This window comes from Neobacillus sp. DFD-2R (genome assembly GCF_057747865.1).
In genome coordinates this window covers 4,432,340-4,448,661 of sequence record NZ_CM173228.1, presented here as the reverse complement: position 1 = coordinate 4,448,661, position 16,322 = coordinate 4,432,340, and the positions used below count along the sequence as shown (strand labels likewise).

Here is a 16,322-nt window from a genome sequence, read left to right as displayed (position 1 = left end):
AGAGATAAAGAATCTACCAACGGAGCAAAAGAAAAAGGGGGGGCATACATGTCATTAAGAATGGTAACTGGCCGGTCCGGCAGTGGAAAAACGTCGATGTGTTTGAATGAAATACGGAACCGTCTCTTAGAAAATCCTGAGGGGAAACCGATTATTTATATTGTTCCGGAACAGATGACGTTTTTATCTGAATATCGGTTATCAACTGATTCTGAGCTTGGCGGAATGATACGGGCACAAGTTTATAGTTTTTCCCGTTTGGCATGGAGAATTCTTCAAGAAACAGGCGGGATTAGCCGAAAACATTTAAGCAGTGTCGGGTTGAGTATGTTAATTCGCAAAATCATTGATGAGCAAAAAGAAAATTTACATTTATTTCAACGTTCAGCAGATAAGAGTGGTTTTGTTCAGCAGTTAGAGCAAATGATTACTGAATTTAAGCGCTATTGCATCAAGCCGGAAGAGCTAATCTTGGGACAAACCTCTTCTAAAGCCTTAAAGGATAAATTACATGATTTAGAAATAATCTATAAACAATTTGAAGTGGAGGTCTTTGGAAAATATATAGATTCCGAGGACTATTTTCATCTTCTCTCAGAAAAAATATCATCCTCAACTTACTTAAGCGGGGCAGAAATCTATATAGATGGTTTCTATAGTTTTACGCCACAGGAATATCTTGTGATAACGGAATTAATGAAGCATTGTAAAGCAGTAACCATTGCAATGACCACAGATCAATTATATTTAGACTCCGTTCCGGATGAGCTCGATTTGTTTCGCCTGTCAGGTGAGTCTTGCTACACACTATATCAAACAGCCAAAGCGGAAGGCATAGAAGTCGAGCAGTCAATATTATTAACAGAGCAACAAAAATGGACAAACCCTTCATTACGTCATTTAGAGGGGAAATTTGATGTCCGCCCGGCTGAACCATTCCATGGACAAACAACGATCAATATTTGCCAGGCGGTTAATCGTAGAGCTGAAATTGAAGGAATTGCCCGGGAACTTCGTCATTTGGTACGAACACAGGGTTACCGTTACCGTGATATTGCCCTGTTAATCCGAAATGGTTCTTCCTATCACGACCTGGTTGAACCGGTTTTTAATGATTATCAGATTCCTTTCTTTATCGATCAGAAAAGGACAATGCTCAATCACCCGTTAATAGAATTGATTCGTTCCAGCCTCGAGGTGATTAATTCCTATTGGCGTTATGAACCGGTTTTCCGTGTGATAAAAACAGAGCTTTTATATCCTCTACAGGAAAATCCGGCTAGAATCCGAGAGAAGATGGATAAGCTTGAAAATTATTGTTTGCAGTACGGAATACAGGGGAGCAAATGGACGGGGAAGAATCGTTGGAGCTATCGACGCATCCGAGGATTAGAATTGGAAGTAAGTACGCAAACCGATGCAGAAAAAGAGATGGAGCAACAATTAAATGAACTTAGGCTTATGGTCACTGCGCCGTTATTAAGATTATCAAGACGCCTAAAAAAAGCAGATACAGGCAGGAAGTTTTGTGAAGCAATCTACTTATTTTTAGAAGAATTGGATATTCCTTCAAAGCTGGAGAAATGGAAAACAGCTGCTGAAGAGCAAGGCAATCTTATCAAGATGCGAGAGCATGAACAGGTATGGAATGCTGTTATTGATCTGCTTGATCAATACGTTGAAGTTCTAGGGGACGAGCCGATTTCCCTAAAGTCATTCGCTGCCATATTAGAAGCAGGGTTTGAATCATTACATTTTTCGCTAATCCCACCCGCACTTGATCAGGTGTTGATTGGTGACTTGGAAAAATCAAGGTTATTGGATATCAAGGTCTGTTTTGTGATCGGAGTAAATGAAGGAGTATTACCTGCCAAAATTTCTGATGAAGGAATCCTGGCAGATGAAGACCGGGAACAGCTATTAACAGCAGGAATAAAAGTTGCGCCAAGCAGCCGGACACGTATGCTGGACGAAAATTTTCTAGCCTACAAAGCTTTGTCAACACCGTCAGATATACTTTTTGTCAGCTATCCGCTAGCAAATGAAGAAGGGAAAGCACTAATTCCATCTTCATATATTAAAAGATTAAAAGAGTTGTTTCCTAATGCTCATGAGCGTTTTTATGTTACAGACCCATCAGAGTTATCGGAAGAGAATCAGTTGAGCTTTGTTTCTAATAAAACCGCGACGATTTCTTACTTAACCGCACAGCTCCAATTGAAACAGCGGAATTACCCGATTTCTGACGTTTGGTGGGATGTTTATAATTACTATCTTGGTGATCATTGGAAGGAAAAAGCCCAAAAAGTGCTCTCAAGTCTTTTTTATACGAACAAGGCTGTAAAGCTTTCTCGTGAAGTTTCGGATGAACTGTATGGAGAGAGTATCCAAGCGAGTGTTTCTAGAATGGAGTTATTTAATGGGTGTGCCTTTTCTCATTTTGCAGGGCATGGTTTGAAGCTGAGAGAACGGCAAATTTTCCGTTTGGAAGCCCCGGATATTGGAGAACTGTTCCATGCGGCCTTAAAGCAAATATCAGATATGGTGAATGAACAAAATATTTCTTGGGCCGGTTTAACAAAAAAACAGTGTGAAGAGCTTTCACGGGAAGCGGTCAATACATTAGCGCCAAAACTGCAAAATGAAATCCTGCTCAGTTCGGAACGCCATCATTATATTAAAAGAAAACTAGAGCAAATCATAACCAGGGCATCTCTCGTATTAAGTGAGCATGCTAAAGTGAGTGGATTTTCACCGATCGGCTTAGAAGTAGGGTTTGGGCCAAAAGGAAAGCTGCAGCCGCTAAACTTCTCATTGAGAAATGGCAAGAAAATGGAATTAGCAGGGCGCATCGACCGGGTTGATCAGGCAAGGGATGAAAATAATAATGTCTTTTTACGGGTCATTGATTACAAATCGAGTGAAAAGGATGTTAATTTAGGTGAGGTCTATTATGGTCTCGCTCTGCAGATGTTAACCTATCTCGATATTGTCATGACTCATTCAAAAGAATTAGTTGAGCTTGAAGCTACCCCTGCGGGTGTGCTTTATTTCCATGTTCATAATCCAATGATTAATTCAACAAAACTGCTATCGATGGATGAAATTGAAAAGGAAATAATGAAAAAATTCAAAATGAATGGGTTAATGGTAAGCGACCAAAATGTTATCAGGCTCATGGATCAATCGCTTGAGTCAGGCGATTCACAAATTATTTCAGCTGGAATTAATAAAGACGGGAACTTATCAAAACGTTCAAAGGTTGCGAGTATTAATGAATTTGAAAATCTAAGAGAGTATGTACGGAATTTGTATCAAAAAACCGGGAACGCCATTATTGAGGGGGATGTAGACATTGCTCCTTATAAGCTGAAAAATAAAACACCTTGTACCTTTTGTTCATATAAATCAGTTTGTCAATTTGATGAATCGATAGAAAGCAATCATTATCGAATTTTGCCACGGCAAACGAATGAGCAGGTACTTGAATTAATTCGAAAGGAGCTCGCCGAAAATGAGTAATTTTGTGATTCCACCAAAACCAAAAGGTGTAACATGGACAGAAGATCAATGGAAAGCCATCATGGCCAATAACAAAGATATTCTCGTTGCGGCAGCTGCAGGATCCGGGAAAACAGCCGTCCTCGTTGAAAGAATCATTCAAAAAATCCTTTCGGCAGAAGATCCAATCGATGTCGACGAATTATTAGTAGTGACGTTTACGAATGCTTCGGCAGCAGAAATGCGCCATCGAATTGGTGAGGCATTAGAAAAAGCGATTGATCAAGACCCTGGATCCCGCCATTTAAGAAAACAGCTAAGTCTGCTAAATAAAGCATCCATTTCGACACTTCACTCTTTTTGTATGGAGGTCATTCGCAAGTATTATTATTTAATTGATGTGGATCCCGGTTTTCGAATTGCCGATACAACAGAGGCACAATTAATCAGAGATGAAGTACTGGATGAGTTGTTTGAGGAGGAATACGGAAAAGGTGACAATGAGCCATTTTTTAATCTAGTTGATTCTTTTACAAGCGACCGGAGTGATTCAGCTCTTCAGGATATTGTCCGCTCAATCTTTGATTTTGCGAGCTCTAATCCATTACCTGAGCAGTACCTGCAATCTATTGTTTCAATGTATGAAGTGGATTCAAATACTAAGCTGGAGGATCTACCGTTTATTCAGGCTCTTGGCTTTGATATTGAGCTTCAGTTAGTGGCAGCTAAGGAAATGATTATCAGGGGATTAGAAATTACCAAGCTTCCAGGCGGACCGGCTCCAAGAGCGGAAAACTTTTTGGAGGATATAAATGTCATTGATACTCTAATTTTAGCCAAAAAGGATTCATGGTCAACACTTTATCAGGCGATGCAAACCTGGTCTTTTTCTCGGGCAAAACAGGTAAAGGGGGATCAGTATGATAAAAATCTTACAGAAAAGGCCCAGAAATTGCGTGATAAAGCTAAGGATAAAATAAAAAGCATTAAAGATGAACTTTTTTTAAGAAAGCCGGAAAGCTTTTTAGGTGATATGGAAGAGATGCGCCCGTTAATTGAAACCCTTGTTCAACTTGTCAAAGATTTTTCGGACAGGTTTGAAAAAGCGAAAAGAGATAAAGGGCTCGTAGACTATGCTGATTTGGAGCATTACTGCCTTGGAATACTGACATCAGGGACCGATTCAAATGGAGAATTTCTTCCCTCGGAAGCAACATTATCATTCCGCAGTCATTTTAAAGAGGTATTTGTTGATGAATATCAAGATACGAATATGGTTCAGGAGACCATCCTAAAGCTTGTTACACACGAAGATGAGGTAACCGGGAACCTGTTTATGGTGGGCGATGTGAAGCAATCCATATATCGTTTCCGTTTGGCGGAGCCGAATTTATTTTTAGGAAAGTATAATCGCTTCAAGCCGGATGGTGAAATGTCAGGTTTAAGAATCGACCTGGCTCGAAATTTCCGCAGTCGTAAAGAAGTACTTGATGCTACTAATTATTTGTTCAAACAAATCATGGGCGTTAAGGTCGGGGAAATAGAGTATGATGAAGCGGCTGAATTGCGAGCAGGCGCGCCATACCCTGAGGATGCGCCCTATCCTGTTGAGCTGTTGCTGATTGATCAAAATAATGATAGTCCGGACTCAGCTGCGGAAACTGAATCAGAGACGGTAACAAATTTAGATGAGTTTGATCCTGTTGATTTAGAAAAATCCCAACTCGAAGCGAGGGTAATGGCTGCAAAGATAAAGGAATTGGTTGCAGCAAAAACGCATGTATACAATACAAAAACAAAATCGAACAGACAGTTAATGTACCGGGATGTTGTTATTTTACTTCGGTCGATGACATGGGCTCCACAAATCATCGAAGAGTTCAAACAACAAGGAATTCCTATTTATGCCAACTTATCAACAGGATATTTTGAAGCGACAGAAGTTGCGGTCATGATGTCATTACTGCGTGTTATCGATAACCCGTTTCAGGATATTCCGTTAGCTTCTGTATTACGTTCACCAATCGTTGGACTAAATGAGGAAGAACTGGCTAAAATTCGTATCCATCAAAAAAGGGGTTCCTTTTGGGATGCTGTTTCCGCTTTTTGTCGCAGTAATACAGCAGAAAGCACAGATCCCTTTTATGAAAATGTACGCCGATTTTATGACTCCCTAAAGGATTGGCGAATGATGGCACGACAAGGTTCACTGTCGGAGCTAATTTGGGAACTATACCGGGAAACAAAGTTTTATGATTTTGTTGGCGGGTTACCCGGGGGAAAGCAGCGTCAAGCCAATTTAAGAGCATTATACGATCGGGCACGGCAATATGAACAAACATCTTTTCGAGGCTTATTCCGGTTTTTGCGCTTTATTGAGAGAATGACCGAAAGAGGCGATGATCTTGGGGCCGCACGTGCGCTAGGTGAGCAAGAGGATGTAGTTAGGATTATGACAATCCATAGTAGTAAGGGGCTCGAATTTCCTGTCGTATTTATTGCCGGGTTAGCAAAATCCTTTAATATGACCGATATTCGCGGCTCATTTATGCTTGATAAAGAATACGGATTTGCTGCAAAATATGTCAATGCCGAGAAAAGAATTGCTTATCCATCATTACCGCAGCTTGCCTTTAAGCGGAAAAAGAAGATGGAAATGCTAGCAGAGGAAATGCGGGTCCTTTATGTAGCCTTAACACGGGCAAAAGAAAAGCTTTACCTTATTGCAACATTAAAGGATGCCGATAAAACAATTGACCAGTGGAATGAAGTCACCTCCAATACAGAATGGCTGATAAAAGATTATGAACGGGCTTCTGCAACTAGCTTTCTGGATTGGATTGGACCTGCTATAATCCGGCATCAAGACTGCAGTGTATTAAGGACAACGGAAATCACAGAGATTCCGGAGGAAATAACCGGTCATTCTTCATCATGGAAAATTACCGTAATGGATGCTGAATCTATAAAAAAACAAGCGATTGACCAGGAAATAAAAGAGGACCACTTTATTGAAAAGGTACAAAAGGCAGAACCGGTACCTATTGAATCCGCATATAAGGATGAAATCAACGTCCGCCTTTCATGGGAATATTCCTTTCCGGATGCTGCGGCGCATCGGTCCAAACAATCTGTTTCAGAATTAAAACGTCAGCGTGAAATATCTGATGAACAAAGTGGTACCGACCTCATTCGGAAATTTAAAAAATCTATTCTAAAACGGCCTAAGTTTATGCAGGAAAAGTCTTTGAGTCCTGCTGAACGGGGTACTGCTATGCATATGGTGATGCAGCATGTGGATTTGACATATCCTGTTACTGTAGAATCGCTTGAGGCTCTGGTACACATGATGGTTAACAATGAACTATTAACCCCTGAGCAAGCGGAAGTCATTAATGCAAAATGGATCGTTCAATTCTTTACGACAGAGATAGGGAAAAGACTTTCTAATGCAAAAGTGATCAACAGAGAAATTCCTTTTACCCTTTCAATGCCGGCAAATGAAGTCTATCCAACATGGAAAGATGAAGATGAATCCATTTTTATCCAAGGGGTTATTGACTGCGTTTTTGAAGATGAAAACGGGCTTGTCTTAGTTGATTATAAGTCGGATGGAATCACAGACCGTTTTAAGGGCGGCTTTGAACAGGCAAAGCCAATTCTGGAAGATCGATACAGAATGCAAATAGATTTATATACAAAAGCCATCGAAAAAATCTGGAAAAGAAAAGTAGATGAAAGGTATTTATTTTTCTTTGATGGCGCCCATATTTTGAGACTGGAAAAAGAATAACAAAAATGACATAGACCATTATTGATGGCTATGTCATTTTTTTAGTTATTACCTGCAATAGGCTGGTCAATCAGATCAGTATCTAAAACATTCGTTCCGCTTATTCCGTTGTTTGCAATGATAAATCCCCCGGTATTGAATGCACCCGAGCCGGAATATGTCTTGGAACTATTCTTTGGAGAAATATATACGGCATCACCAAAATGGACAATTCCCCCGCCCACGTTTACGATTTGTACAGGGCCAATAATCGCTGGCATAACAAACATCCTTTTCCATAAACTAATTGCCTGGTTCTTTAAGGTACCATATGCTTTTATCCCTGTCCTTGTTCTTCATCATGAGGAAGAAGCTGTCGTATATGCTTAATCCTCGCCTCCATTGAAACGTGTTGACTGTTTCCGACATGTAAAATGGATGCCGAAGAAATCCCGATAATCCCAATATTATTTACTTTAATAATTGGATTCAAATTTCGGGGAGTATATGATAAAGCTTCCGTTATTGGCTGAAAAGGAATCGGCTCGCTAAATACGGGATAGATGGAAAAATTCCCCTCATCTCCAAATTCAATTTCAGCTTCCCTTTGAACAGCCATAGCCCTAGAAAATCCATTTATGATACAAGAATCACCAAGCTGTATAGTGGATGAAAATGATGCGACTTTTATGAGTATATCATCCACACAAGAAGTGCGCTGAAACATGATCAGGCCCTTTCCGATGTTAATGGTACAAAGGGGCCGACGATTAAGGATTCTGCAGGTGTATCAAATGTAGATGCCAGCTGAATGGAGTGTGTATCACCCACCATAACTAACGAGGAGCTTGATACCCCAATGATTTTAATGGTTTCCACGGTAAGGTCTCTGTTATAGACTTCAAAATTCACTCTGAGTTCATTCCTTTCACATTATCAGGCAAATTATTTAAAAATACAAATACTCCATTTTGTATTTCTTGCTTTAATTGTTCAATGACGGTTTCGTCATCCGTAACTTTCTTTTTCCCTGAACGGTCTTGGGTGGTATCTGATTTGAGATGATATTCAATCCTGCTAGGAAGCTGTTTTATAATATCTTGTTTAATAAAAGATAAATAAGATTCATTTGGTTGTATATTTAGTTTGGTTTGGGTATCCTCAATTAGTTGCGGTAATTCAGTTTCTAAATACATGTACATTGTTTCTTCGATTTTCATCGAACGCTGCATTTGTTCTTTTGGAGATAATGGGGTGTTTAATGATTGATTTTGTACAGCAAAGTCTTCGATTCCTGATAGATCGGAAGGATTTAAACCAATATTTAATGTACCTTCTAGTGTTTCCACCTTCAATTGATCAAATTTATACTCAATCGTGCCGACATGTATGGCTGGCTTTTCTTTCATTTGCTTTAGTTCTTCCCGCATTTTTTGTATGGTTGTTTCTAAAGTAACGATTCTCTGCTCCTGTGCTTGAATACACATTTGTAACCATTGAAGATATTGAGAATAATCCTGATACATTCAATCACCTCACCGTTTGGAATCTCCTTACTGTCCATATCTTTTAACTTTTTGTAGCACCTAATTTTCCTCCACTGCGGACTGCAGCTTGTAATGGAACTGATGGTGCCAATAATGAAGAGGGCTGAGCTGCAGCTGCTTTTTTTGCTGTGGGAGCGGGTTTTGTAAATCCGCCGGTATTATATAAATATGCAGCAGGTTTGATAATCCCGGCACTGCCAATTTGCAGAACAGAGGAATTGGTAATCCCGCCGATTTTTATAAAATTAATTTGAATGGACTGCTGGATATAAAAATTCATTTATTAAAACCACCCATTCGTCAAGCATTAAGGATATTTGCAGAATCAATAACATCCGGATCCGATGTATTGGTTGAACTTAAATCATTTCGGACATTTAAACTTTCACCTGTGTTAAAGGAACCAGCCCCGGAAAAAGTCTTCGCCGTGGAGAATGGCATGATTTTGTAGACGTCACCAATATGGAAAATAGAACTGCTCCCAAGAGTTATGACTTGTGCAACTCCAACAATTGCCGGCATAATCAACCACCCCTTTTTCATTTTATCTCTTACATCTTATGTATGGGCGGATGTAATGTGAATGATCCGCCCAATAAAATCTTAGGTGAGGAATGGTATGATTTCTTCCGCTCGATAAGGAAGAATATTCTATATACGAATCAAGGTCGCTGTTTTTAAGGGTCGAAAAACAAAATAGTTCTAATTTCCTATTATATTCGACAGCAAATGATAAATTAGTAGGATATTCGATAAAGGTAAAAGGGATTATTATTTGATTAAGAGATCAGTCGGAATAATAAAAACACTGAATCTCGATAAAGGCAAAACTGATGAAAATCAGTGACGCAAAGCTACAGGGGCTAAGGTGCAACTGCACTAAGCCAGCCAGTTACCGAAAGATCAGGGTGTTTTATCATAGGTGTTTTTTGTCTAGATTTGTAGTTCTTATCTAGATAAATATAACTATGTCTGTTGACCCCCCCCTTTCGGTAAAGGCGGGGTTATTTTAATTGTATGGGGGTGAAAATCATTGATAGTCGTGAACCAAACAAACGGAGCGGAACTGGCAAACCATGTATCATCTGCAAATACCTTTTTTAAAAGATTAAAAGGGCTGATGTTTACAAAAAGTTTACCGGAAGGACACGGCTTGCTAATCCAACCCTGCCAATCCATTCACACATACTTCATGAATTATTCGATCGATGTTCTTTACTTAAGCAAGGACTTAGAAATTGTAGGCCTGGACGAAACGATAAAGCCTGCAACAGTCGGTAAGTATCAAAAAAGAGCATACTCCGTTTTAGAACTGCCTGCAGGAACTATTCGGAAAACGGATACGAAAATCGGAAACTATTTAACTATAAAATAAAAAGGGGTTTTTACACATGATGAAAAAAATGAAGGCTTTATTAACTGAAGAACAAGGACAAGGTATGACTGAGTATGGTTTAGTGTTAGGAGTAATTGCTGTTGCAGTTGTTGCAACACTTGCATTACTAAAAGCCCAAATCGCTCAAATGTTTACAGATGTTACTACAGCCTTGGCGAATGCTGGTAAATAGATAGCAGTTTATAAAATAATGTCTAAATATAGCCTTGCGTTCGAAGCAAACGTGAGGCTTTTTTCTATAAAATAAGTCGGTTTAAAGTGTCCATGAAGAAAGGCGGAGCAGGATGTGGAGTAATTATCTCTTAGTTTTACTCGTTCTTATATGCGTGATAACAGACCTTAGGGAACGGAAAATCTATAATTCCATTTTGCTTCCTTTTTTATTAGCAGCTTGGATTTTACATGCTATTACCGGTGGGTTGCATGGATTTCTGGAGGCATTTCTTGGCACATGTGTCGGTCTCGGAATATTATTAATCCCTTATCTCCTTGGAGGAATGGGTGCCGGGGATGTAAAGCTTTTGGCTGTTATTGGAGGGATTAAAGGAGCCGGGTTTGTATTAATGACCTCCTTTTATATGGCTTTGGCAGGCGGAATTATCGCAATCCTTGTCCTTTTATTTCATAAGGGGTTTAAAAGGAGGATGAAGCAGATTATTTATTTTCTACATGGTCTTCTTAATGGAAACAGAATTCCGATTCTACCTGATTCAGAGGCAATGAAAACAACTTATCCATATGGGGTTGCCATTGCTGCAGGTGCACTCTATCAGGTATTTCGTATTGGAGGCTTTCCAATATGAAAAAGGATGAACGCGGCCAATCCCTTGTTGAAACAGCACTCTTACTCCCTGTTTTTTTCTTGATCTTAGCAGGGATTCTTGATTTTGGCAGAGTGCTCTATTCATATGCACATTTACAAATGGCCGCCCAGGAAACAGTAAGATTAGCAGGATTAGGGGAAAAAGACCAAGATATTTCAACATTTGCCCATCAATACGTTCACCTTGGTGATACGACAAAGCTACAGGTAAGTGTTAGTCCAACTGATACGAACAGGAATTCCGGGGACTACGTCACAGTAACGCTAACCTATCCCTATCAGTTTTTTACACCATTAATTTCAAAGCTATTCCCTTCTTCTTTTACCATTCAGACAAGTTCCACCATTCGCGTGGAATGAGGGGGAGAAAGATGCTTCAATTTTTTAAAAAAATAATGAAGGAAGAAAACGGAAATATCCTCGTTTTAGCAGCCCTTACCCTTGTATGTTTAATGGGAATGGCGGGGCTCGCCATTGATGGCGGCTTAGTGTATATGACAAAAAGCCAGCTGCAAAAAACGGCCAACGCGGCAGTTCTTTCAGGTGCACAGGAACTTACCAACACCAATCAAAAAGTAACAACCGTTGTGACTGACATTTTAACTGCCCATAAGGAATCTGCTTCATTGACAAATCTGGAAATAAATATGGGTAATAATGTGAAAATCACTTTAATGAAACATGTGAAGCTTACATTTGCTAGCCTTTTTGGGTTTAACAAAATGGATGTAACAGCTCATGCAGCAGCAGGTTTGCAAGCAATAGGAAGTTCAATCGGAGCAGCACCCTTGGGAATTGATCAAAGTATTACATTAGAATATTACAAATCGTATCAATTAAAGGTAACTTCTTCAGACGTTACATCTGGGAATTTTGGTATATTAGCACTTGGCGGGACGGGGGCAGCAACATATTCAGACAATCTAACCTACGGATATCAGAATGAGCTTAAAATTGGAGATATTATTAATACACAAACAGGAAATATTGCCGGGGATACAAGGAGTGCGATTAATTTAAGGGTTAATGGCTGTACACAGCCACCGGGGGATTACAGCCTTCGCAATTGTTCAAGAATTTTGCTAGTACCGGTCTATAAGCCATATAGTATTTCTTCTAATCAATTGAAAAGCGTACAAATAACGGGTTTTGCTTATTTTTATATTACAAATCCGATGAGCTCGACAGATACTTCTATCACAGGAGTTTTTATAAAAAGGACGGGAAATGGTTCTTATGTCGAAGGAAGTGTAGATAGAGGGGCATACAGCATACGTTTAACGGAGTAGGTGAGCAGAATTTGAAAGCGAAAATGGTCTTGATCTTATCAATCATCATGGGGATTGTGACTACGGTTTTATTTTTTCAATATATGAAACAATTTAATACCCAAAAGGCTGCAACAGTCCGGACAGTCGAAGTGGTGGTTGCAAAAGAGAGAATCGATAAAAATGAAAAAATTAGTTCGAAAAAGTTGGAAATGGTACAAATGCCCGCCAAAAATGTTCTGCCGGAAACAATAAAAAGTTTTACAGAAGCAGAAGGTAAGCTGGCCTCCTCGGTGCTTGAAAAAGGGGAACCTATTCTTTCACATCGTCTCGTTAGCGAGCAAGAGGAAGGGGTCTATGTTTCCCGTAAAGTTCGGGAAGGATTTCGTGCAATTTCTGTGGGAGTTAACCTGAACCAGTCTGTTACAAATCTTATTGAACCGGAAGATCAAGTAGATGTTGTTTTTACAAAAATAACAAAAGACACTTCCAATCAAGTTCATTCGCAATCTAGTATTTTATTAAAAAAAGTAAGGGTTTTAGCGGTGGGCAGACAAATGTTAACTCCCGAAAATACAAAGGAGCCTTATAAAGAATTCAGTTCGGTAACACTTGAGGTAAAGCCGGAGGATTCAATCAAACTTATTGATGCAACTCAACAAGGCATCATTAACTTAATACTCAATAAACGTCCGTTAATGAACGAAGAGAATCAAATCAATCAGAATCAATAAAGTAAATGGGAAGGTGACGATTCATGTCAAGCCAGGATGAAATGCAAACCGGACAACTGGACATAAACCCAAGGAGCGGAAAAATGATTGCTGTTTGCAGTGCAAAAGGCGGGATTGGTCGTACCACACTTACGGTAAATCTGGCAGTAGCATTAATGAAGAAAAATTTCTCTGTTGCCATAATGGATGGAGATTTTCAGTTTGGCGACGTGAATCTTGCGATGGATTTAAAATTTTCCTTAACTATTAAAGAAGTTTTAGAAGGAATAGAATCACTTGATGAATACAGTCTCGCTAATTATTTAGCCGTGCATGAGAGCGGAGTAAGAGTCCTTTCTGCCCCGGAGCGGCCTGAATTCGCTGACTTAATTACAAATGAAGCAGCTGACAAAATATTGGATGTTTTGCTCTCAGGGCACGATTATGTTGTTGTTGATACACCTGTTGGCTTAAATGAGCAGTCGATTCGTTTCATTGAGCGGGCAGACCAAATTCTTGTTGTGACAAATCTTGAAATGGCCGCTTTAAAAAATACAAAACTCCTGCTTGAAACTCTCGAGATCCTTGGACTCAGGGAGAAAATCAGGATCATTATTAATCGGGCAAATATGGAGAGTGTTATCCAAGCAACGGACGCAGCTAAAATCTTAGCAGAAGAAAATCCTATTTATATCCCAAATGATTTTCAAATTTGTTCACAATCGATTAATTTAGGGGTTCCATTTGTGATTAAGCATGGGAAATCAGAAGTAGCAAAAGGTGTTTTTAAAATGGCTGAGTTCATTTCCAGTAAGAATGTCATAAAGTCGACAAAAGCCAAAAAAAATCATTCTCCTTTTACAAAATGGTTTTCAAAGAAACGATCATAAGGTGGGTTGATGAATGGGTCTGTTAAATCGAATTCAAGAAAAAAACAAACAAATTGGCGGGAAGTCAAAAAGTGATGATTCTTCTAGTGAAATTCACTCATCTTCTTCCACTTTGGAAATTCGCAAGGTGTTCCGCGAGCAAAGTACTCTAGAAAAGAGTAAGGAAAATACAAAGATCCGGAAAGCAGATAAGCATCAAGAACTAAAGAATGTACTTCATAAAAAAATTATTCAGGAGCTAAAGGAACAAGATATTGAAGCAATCATTCCAAAACTTGATGGATTAGCTGTTGAAATCATTAAAGAAGACGAAGAGTTCCGTGGGCAAATTGATCGAAAAAAAGTGGTAGATGAACTCATCAATGATTTAACTGGATTTGGTCCGATTAACCCGCTTCTTTTAGATGAAGATGTTTCTGAAGTCATGGTAAATGGGCCAAATCAAGTTTACTGTGAAAAGAAAGGAAAGTTAATATTAACCGATGTGCAATTCCGAGACAATGAACATGTGATGAGCGTGATCGAAAAAATTGTCGCTCCACTTGGACGAAGAATTGATGAAAGCTCTCCAATGGTAGACGCCAGACTTCCTGATGGATCACGTGTTAATGCAATTATTCCACCATTGGCATTAAATGGTCCGACCATTACCATTAGGAAATTTTCTAAGGACCCCTATCAGATAGAGGATTTAATTAATTTTGGAACGGTTACAGAGGAAATGGCTATATTCCTTGATGCATGTGTAAAGGCCCGTTTAAATATGTTTGTAAGCGGCGGTACAGGATCAGGTAAGACAACCACACTCAATGTCCTATCGAATTTTATCCCCGAGGATGAAAGAATTGTAACAATTGAGGATGCGGCCGAGATACAGCTTGCCCAGGAGCATGTAATTTCTTTAGAGTCACGCCCGCCCAATATAGAAGGCAAAGGAGCTATTTCCATTCGCGATCTTGTACGAAATTCATTACGGATGAGACCGGATCGGGTCATTATTGGAGAGGTTCGTGGTGGAGAAGCACTGGATATGCTTCAAGCAATGAATACGGGACATGATGGTTCTCTTGCTACAGGACATTCAAACAGTCCAAGAGATATGATTGCCCGTCTGGAAACAATGGTTTTGTTAGCAGGGGTGGATCTGCCTGTCAAAGCGATTCGGGAACAAATCGCAGGAGCGATTGATGTAATCATTCAACAGTCCCGATTAAAAGACGGAACACGGAAAATTGTTAACATTACAGAAGTACAGGGCATGGAAGGTGAAATTATTGTTCTTCAAGATATCTTTAGCTTTAAACAAGAGGGCTTAAACTCTGAAGGGAAAATCATCGGTCGCCTTGTCCCTACGGGGGTTCGGCCGAAATTTTATGAGCGGCTTGAGGCGTCAGGTATTCATATTCCGGCATCGGTGTTTATTGACAATGAGGAGTGGAGGCAATGATCTTTCTTATCATGTTCTCCTTTATATTGACCTTGACCTTGTTCCTCTGGTCAATATTTAGGATGATCTTTCGCTCTGAAAATAGTTTAAAACATCGCATGCAGCACTATTTAGATATCGATGAGAATCAGGTAAATCCGAACGAGGTCGAAGTAAAACGATTTAAAGTCATTCAATTAGTAAAACAAAGAATCCAGAAAAAGGTATTAACAAAAGAAAAAAACACTAGACTCGAGACAAAGCTTGCCCAAGCAGGATTGCCATTAAAGCCTGAAGAATACATTCTTTTTCAATGGATTTTAACTGCATTCATAGGGGGACTGTTCTATTTAATTTTAGAACAATTGGTTTTCATTTTAGTTGGTGGAATTATTGGTTTTTTACTTCCTAAATGGTATTTGCGAAAGAAACAGCGGGAAAGAGTTTCGAAGTTTAATGAAGGACTGGCAGACATGATCACTACCATTGTTGGGTCACTTAGGGCAGGGTTCAGCTTTCCGCAAGCGTTAAAGTCCGTTGTAGAGGAAGCGTCTTCACCGATAAGGGATGAAATGGAATCCGTTTTGAAGGAAATGCAATATGGGAAAAATATTGAGGACGCTTTGAATGATTTAAAGGAACGAATGCCAAGTGAAGACTTGGATTTAATGATACAAGCCATATTAATACAACGGCAGGTTGGTGGAAATCTGGCAACCGTTCTCGATAAGATTGTTGAGACAATTCGCGACCGGACAAAAATTCATCGGCAAATTTCCACTTTAACTGCACAGGGGCGCTTATCAGGTTACGTTATAGCATTGCTTCCGGTTATACTGGGATTTGTTCTTTATTTAATGCAGCCGAACTATATCGGTACCCTTTTTCATAATCCAATTGGTATAGCCATGCTTGTAGCCGCGTTTATTTCAGGAATTATCGGGTTTGTTATGATTAAAAAAATTACAAGTATTGAGGTGTAATCA

17 protein-coding genes and 1 riboswitch are annotated in these 16,322 nt (G+C 39.4%); of the genes, 11 read left to right on the top strand and 6 right to left on the bottom strand.

The window, feature by feature from the left end; translation table 11 throughout:
• The first annotated feature begins 48 nt into the window (after positions 1 to 48).
• Positions 49 to 3,522 carry a helicase-exonuclease AddAB subunit AddB gene (gene addB, locus AC3ANV_RS22265; RefSeq protein WP_488310834.1) on the top strand — a complete coding sequence of 1,158 codons (3,474 nt, stop codon included), beginning with the start codon at positions 49 to 51 and terminating at the stop codon, positions 3,520 to 3,522.
• Positions 3,515 to 7,294 carry a helicase-exonuclease AddAB subunit AddA gene (gene addA / locus AC3ANV_RS22260; protein WP_488310833.1) on the top strand — a complete coding sequence of 1,260 codons (3,780 nt, stop codon included), beginning with the start codon at positions 3,515 to 3,517 and terminating at the stop codon, positions 7,292 to 7,294. The genes addB and addA overlap by 8 nt, the downstream gene beginning before the upstream one ends.
• 41 nt (positions 7,295 to 7,335) lie before the next feature.
• Here addA and AC3ANV_RS22255 read toward each other — a convergent pair whose 3' ends face one another.
• The 6 genes from AC3ANV_RS22255 to AC3ANV_RS22230 are packed head-to-tail and all read right to left on the bottom strand — an operon-like array spanning position 7,336 to position 9,342.
• Positions 7,336 to 7,554 carry a spore germination protein gene (locus AC3ANV_RS22255; RefSeq protein ID WP_488310832.1) on the bottom strand — a complete coding sequence of 73 codons (219 nt, stop codon included), beginning with the start codon at positions 7,552 to 7,554 and terminating at the stop codon, positions 7,336 to 7,338.
• 56 nt (positions 7,555 to 7,610) lie between these two features.
• Positions 7,611 to 8,000 carry a spore germination protein GerPE gene (locus tag AC3ANV_RS22250; protein WP_488310831.1) on the bottom strand — a complete coding sequence of 130 codons (390 nt, stop codon included), beginning with the start codon at positions 7,998 to 8,000 and terminating at the stop codon, positions 7,611 to 7,613.
• Between the two features lie 2 nt (positions 8,001 to 8,002).
• A complete protein-coding gene (locus AC3ANV_RS22245; protein ID WP_488310830.1) occupies positions 8,003 to 8,185 on the bottom strand; it encodes a spore gernimation protein GerPD in 183 nt (60 codons plus the stop codon).
• Positions 8,182 to 8,799, bottom strand: a complete 618-nt coding sequence (gene gerPC, locus AC3ANV_RS22240; RefSeq protein ID WP_488310829.1) for a spore germination protein GerPC — start codon at positions 8,797 to 8,799, stop codon at positions 8,182 to 8,184. The genes AC3ANV_RS22245 and gerPC overlap by 4 nt, the downstream gene beginning before the upstream one ends.
• Positions 8,800 to 8,842: 43 nt before the next feature.
• Positions 8,843 to 9,100, bottom strand: a complete 258-nt coding sequence (locus AC3ANV_RS22235; protein ID WP_488310828.1) for a spore germination protein GerPB — start codon at positions 9,098 to 9,100, stop codon at positions 8,843 to 8,845.
• A gap of 20 nt (positions 9,101 to 9,120) precedes the next feature.
• A complete protein-coding gene (locus AC3ANV_RS22230) occupies positions 9,121 to 9,342 on the bottom strand; it encodes a spore germination protein (protein ID WP_488310827.1) in 222 nt (73 codons plus the stop codon).
• A gap of 291 nt (positions 9,343 to 9,633) precedes the next feature.
• Positions 9,634 to 9,720: riboswitch (cyclic di-GMP riboswitch) on the top strand.
• Positions 9,721 to 9,862: 142 nt separating this feature from the next.
• Here AC3ANV_RS22230 and AC3ANV_RS22225 point away from each other — a divergent pair.
• The 9 genes from AC3ANV_RS22225 (at position 9,863) to AC3ANV_RS22185 (ending at position 16,319) form a co-directional block, all read left to right on the top strand.
• A complete protein-coding gene (locus AC3ANV_RS22225) occupies positions 9,863 to 10,195 on the top strand; it encodes a DUF192 domain-containing protein (protein ID WP_488314303.1) in 333 nt (110 codons plus the stop codon).
• Positions 10,196 to 10,211: 16 nt separating this feature from the next.
• Positions 10,212 to 10,388 (top strand): Flp family type IVb pilin, encoded by a 177-nt coding sequence (locus AC3ANV_RS22220; RefSeq protein ID WP_488310826.1) that lies wholly within the window; start codon positions 10,212 to 10,214, stop codon positions 10,386 to 10,388.
• Positions 10,389 to 10,500: 112 nt separating this feature from the next.
• Entirely contained in the window at positions 10,501 to 11,019 is a 519-nt protein-coding gene (locus AC3ANV_RS22215) for an A24 family peptidase (protein ID WP_488310825.1), read from the top strand.
• Positions 11,016 to 11,399, top strand: coding sequence for a TadE/TadG family type IV pilus assembly protein (locus tag AC3ANV_RS22210; protein WP_488310824.1), 384 nt, complete (start codon positions 11,016 to 11,018; stop codon positions 11,397 to 11,399). The genes AC3ANV_RS22215 and AC3ANV_RS22210 overlap by 4 nt, the downstream gene beginning before the upstream one ends.
• A gap of 11 nt (positions 11,400 to 11,410) precedes the next feature.
• Positions 11,411 to 12,328 carry a pilus assembly protein TadG-related protein gene (locus AC3ANV_RS22205; protein WP_488310823.1) on the top strand — a complete coding sequence of 306 codons (918 nt, stop codon included), beginning with the start codon at positions 11,411 to 11,413 and terminating at the stop codon, positions 12,326 to 12,328.
• An 11-nt stretch (positions 12,329 to 12,339) separates the two neighbouring features.
• On the top strand, positions 12,340 to 13,041 hold the full coding sequence (gene cpaB / locus AC3ANV_RS22200) for a Flp pilus assembly protein CpaB (protein WP_488310822.1): 702 nt from the start codon (positions 12,340 to 12,342) through the stop codon (positions 13,039 to 13,041).
• A 23-nt stretch (positions 13,042 to 13,064) separates the two neighbouring features.
• Entirely contained in the window at positions 13,065 to 13,910 is an 846-nt protein-coding gene (locus tag AC3ANV_RS22195; RefSeq protein WP_488310821.1) for a CpaE/TadZ family protein, read from the top strand.
• Between the two features lie 13 nt (positions 13,911 to 13,923).
• Entirely contained in the window at positions 13,924 to 15,357 is a 1,434-nt protein-coding gene (locus AC3ANV_RS22190) for a TadA family conjugal transfer-associated ATPase (protein ID WP_488310820.1), read from the top strand.
• On the top strand, positions 15,354 to 16,319 hold the full coding sequence (locus tag AC3ANV_RS22185) for a type II secretion system F family protein (protein WP_488310819.1): 966 nt from the start codon (positions 15,354 to 15,356) through the stop codon (positions 16,317 to 16,319). Before AC3ANV_RS22190 ends, AC3ANV_RS22185 begins: the two co-directional genes overlap by 4 nt.
• The last annotated feature ends 3 nt before the right edge of the window (positions 16,320 to 16,322 follow it).

Bases quoted from the DNA above. Each gene is read 5' to 3' on its own strand.
- addB (WP_488310834.1), top strand. From the start codon at position 49: ATGTCATTAAGAATGGTAACTGGCCGGTCCGGCAGTGGAAAAACGTCG.
- addA (WP_488310833.1), top strand. From the start codon at position 3,515: ATGAGTAATTTTGTGATTCCACCAAAACCAAAAGGTGTAACATGGACA.
- AC3ANV_RS22255 (WP_488310832.1), bottom strand. From the start codon at position 7,554: ATGCCAGCGATTATTGGCCCTGTACAAATCGTAAACGTGGGCGGGGGA.
- AC3ANV_RS22250 (WP_488310831.1), bottom strand. From the start codon at position 8,000: ATGTTTCAGCGCACTTCTTGTGTGGATGATATACTCATAAAAGTCGCA.
- gerPC (WP_488310829.1), bottom strand. From the start codon at position 8,799: ATGTATCAGGATTATTCTCAATATCTTCAATGGTTACAAATGTGTATT.
- AC3ANV_RS22235 (WP_488310828.1), bottom strand. From the start codon at position 9,100: ATGAATTTTTATATCCAGCAGTCCATTCAAATTAATTTTATAAAAATC.
- AC3ANV_RS22230 (WP_488310827.1), bottom strand. From the start codon at position 9,342: ATGCCGGCAATTGTTGGAGTTGCACAAGTCATAACTCTTGGGAGCAGT.
- AC3ANV_RS22220 (WP_488310826.1), top strand. From the start codon at position 10,212: ATGATGAAAAAAATGAAGGCTTTATTAACTGAAGAACAAGGACAAGGT.
- AC3ANV_RS22215 (WP_488310825.1), top strand. From the start codon at position 10,501: ATGTGGAGTAATTATCTCTTAGTTTTACTCGTTCTTATATGCGTGATA.
- AC3ANV_RS22210 (WP_488310824.1), top strand. From the start codon at position 11,016: ATGAAAAAGGATGAACGCGGCCAATCCCTTGTTGAAACAGCACTCTTA.
- AC3ANV_RS22205 (WP_488310823.1), top strand. From the start codon at position 11,411: ATGCTTCAATTTTTTAAAAAAATAATGAAGGAAGAAAACGGAAATATC.
- AC3ANV_RS22195 (WP_488310821.1), top strand. From the start codon at position 13,065: ATGTCAAGCCAGGATGAAATGCAAACCGGACAACTGGACATAAACCCA.
- AC3ANV_RS22190 (WP_488310820.1), top strand. From the start codon at position 13,924: ATGGGTCTGTTAAATCGAATTCAAGAAAAAAACAAACAAATTGGCGGG.
- AC3ANV_RS22185 (WP_488310819.1), top strand. From the start codon at position 15,354: ATGATCTTTCTTATCATGTTCTCCTTTATATTGACCTTGACCTTGTTC.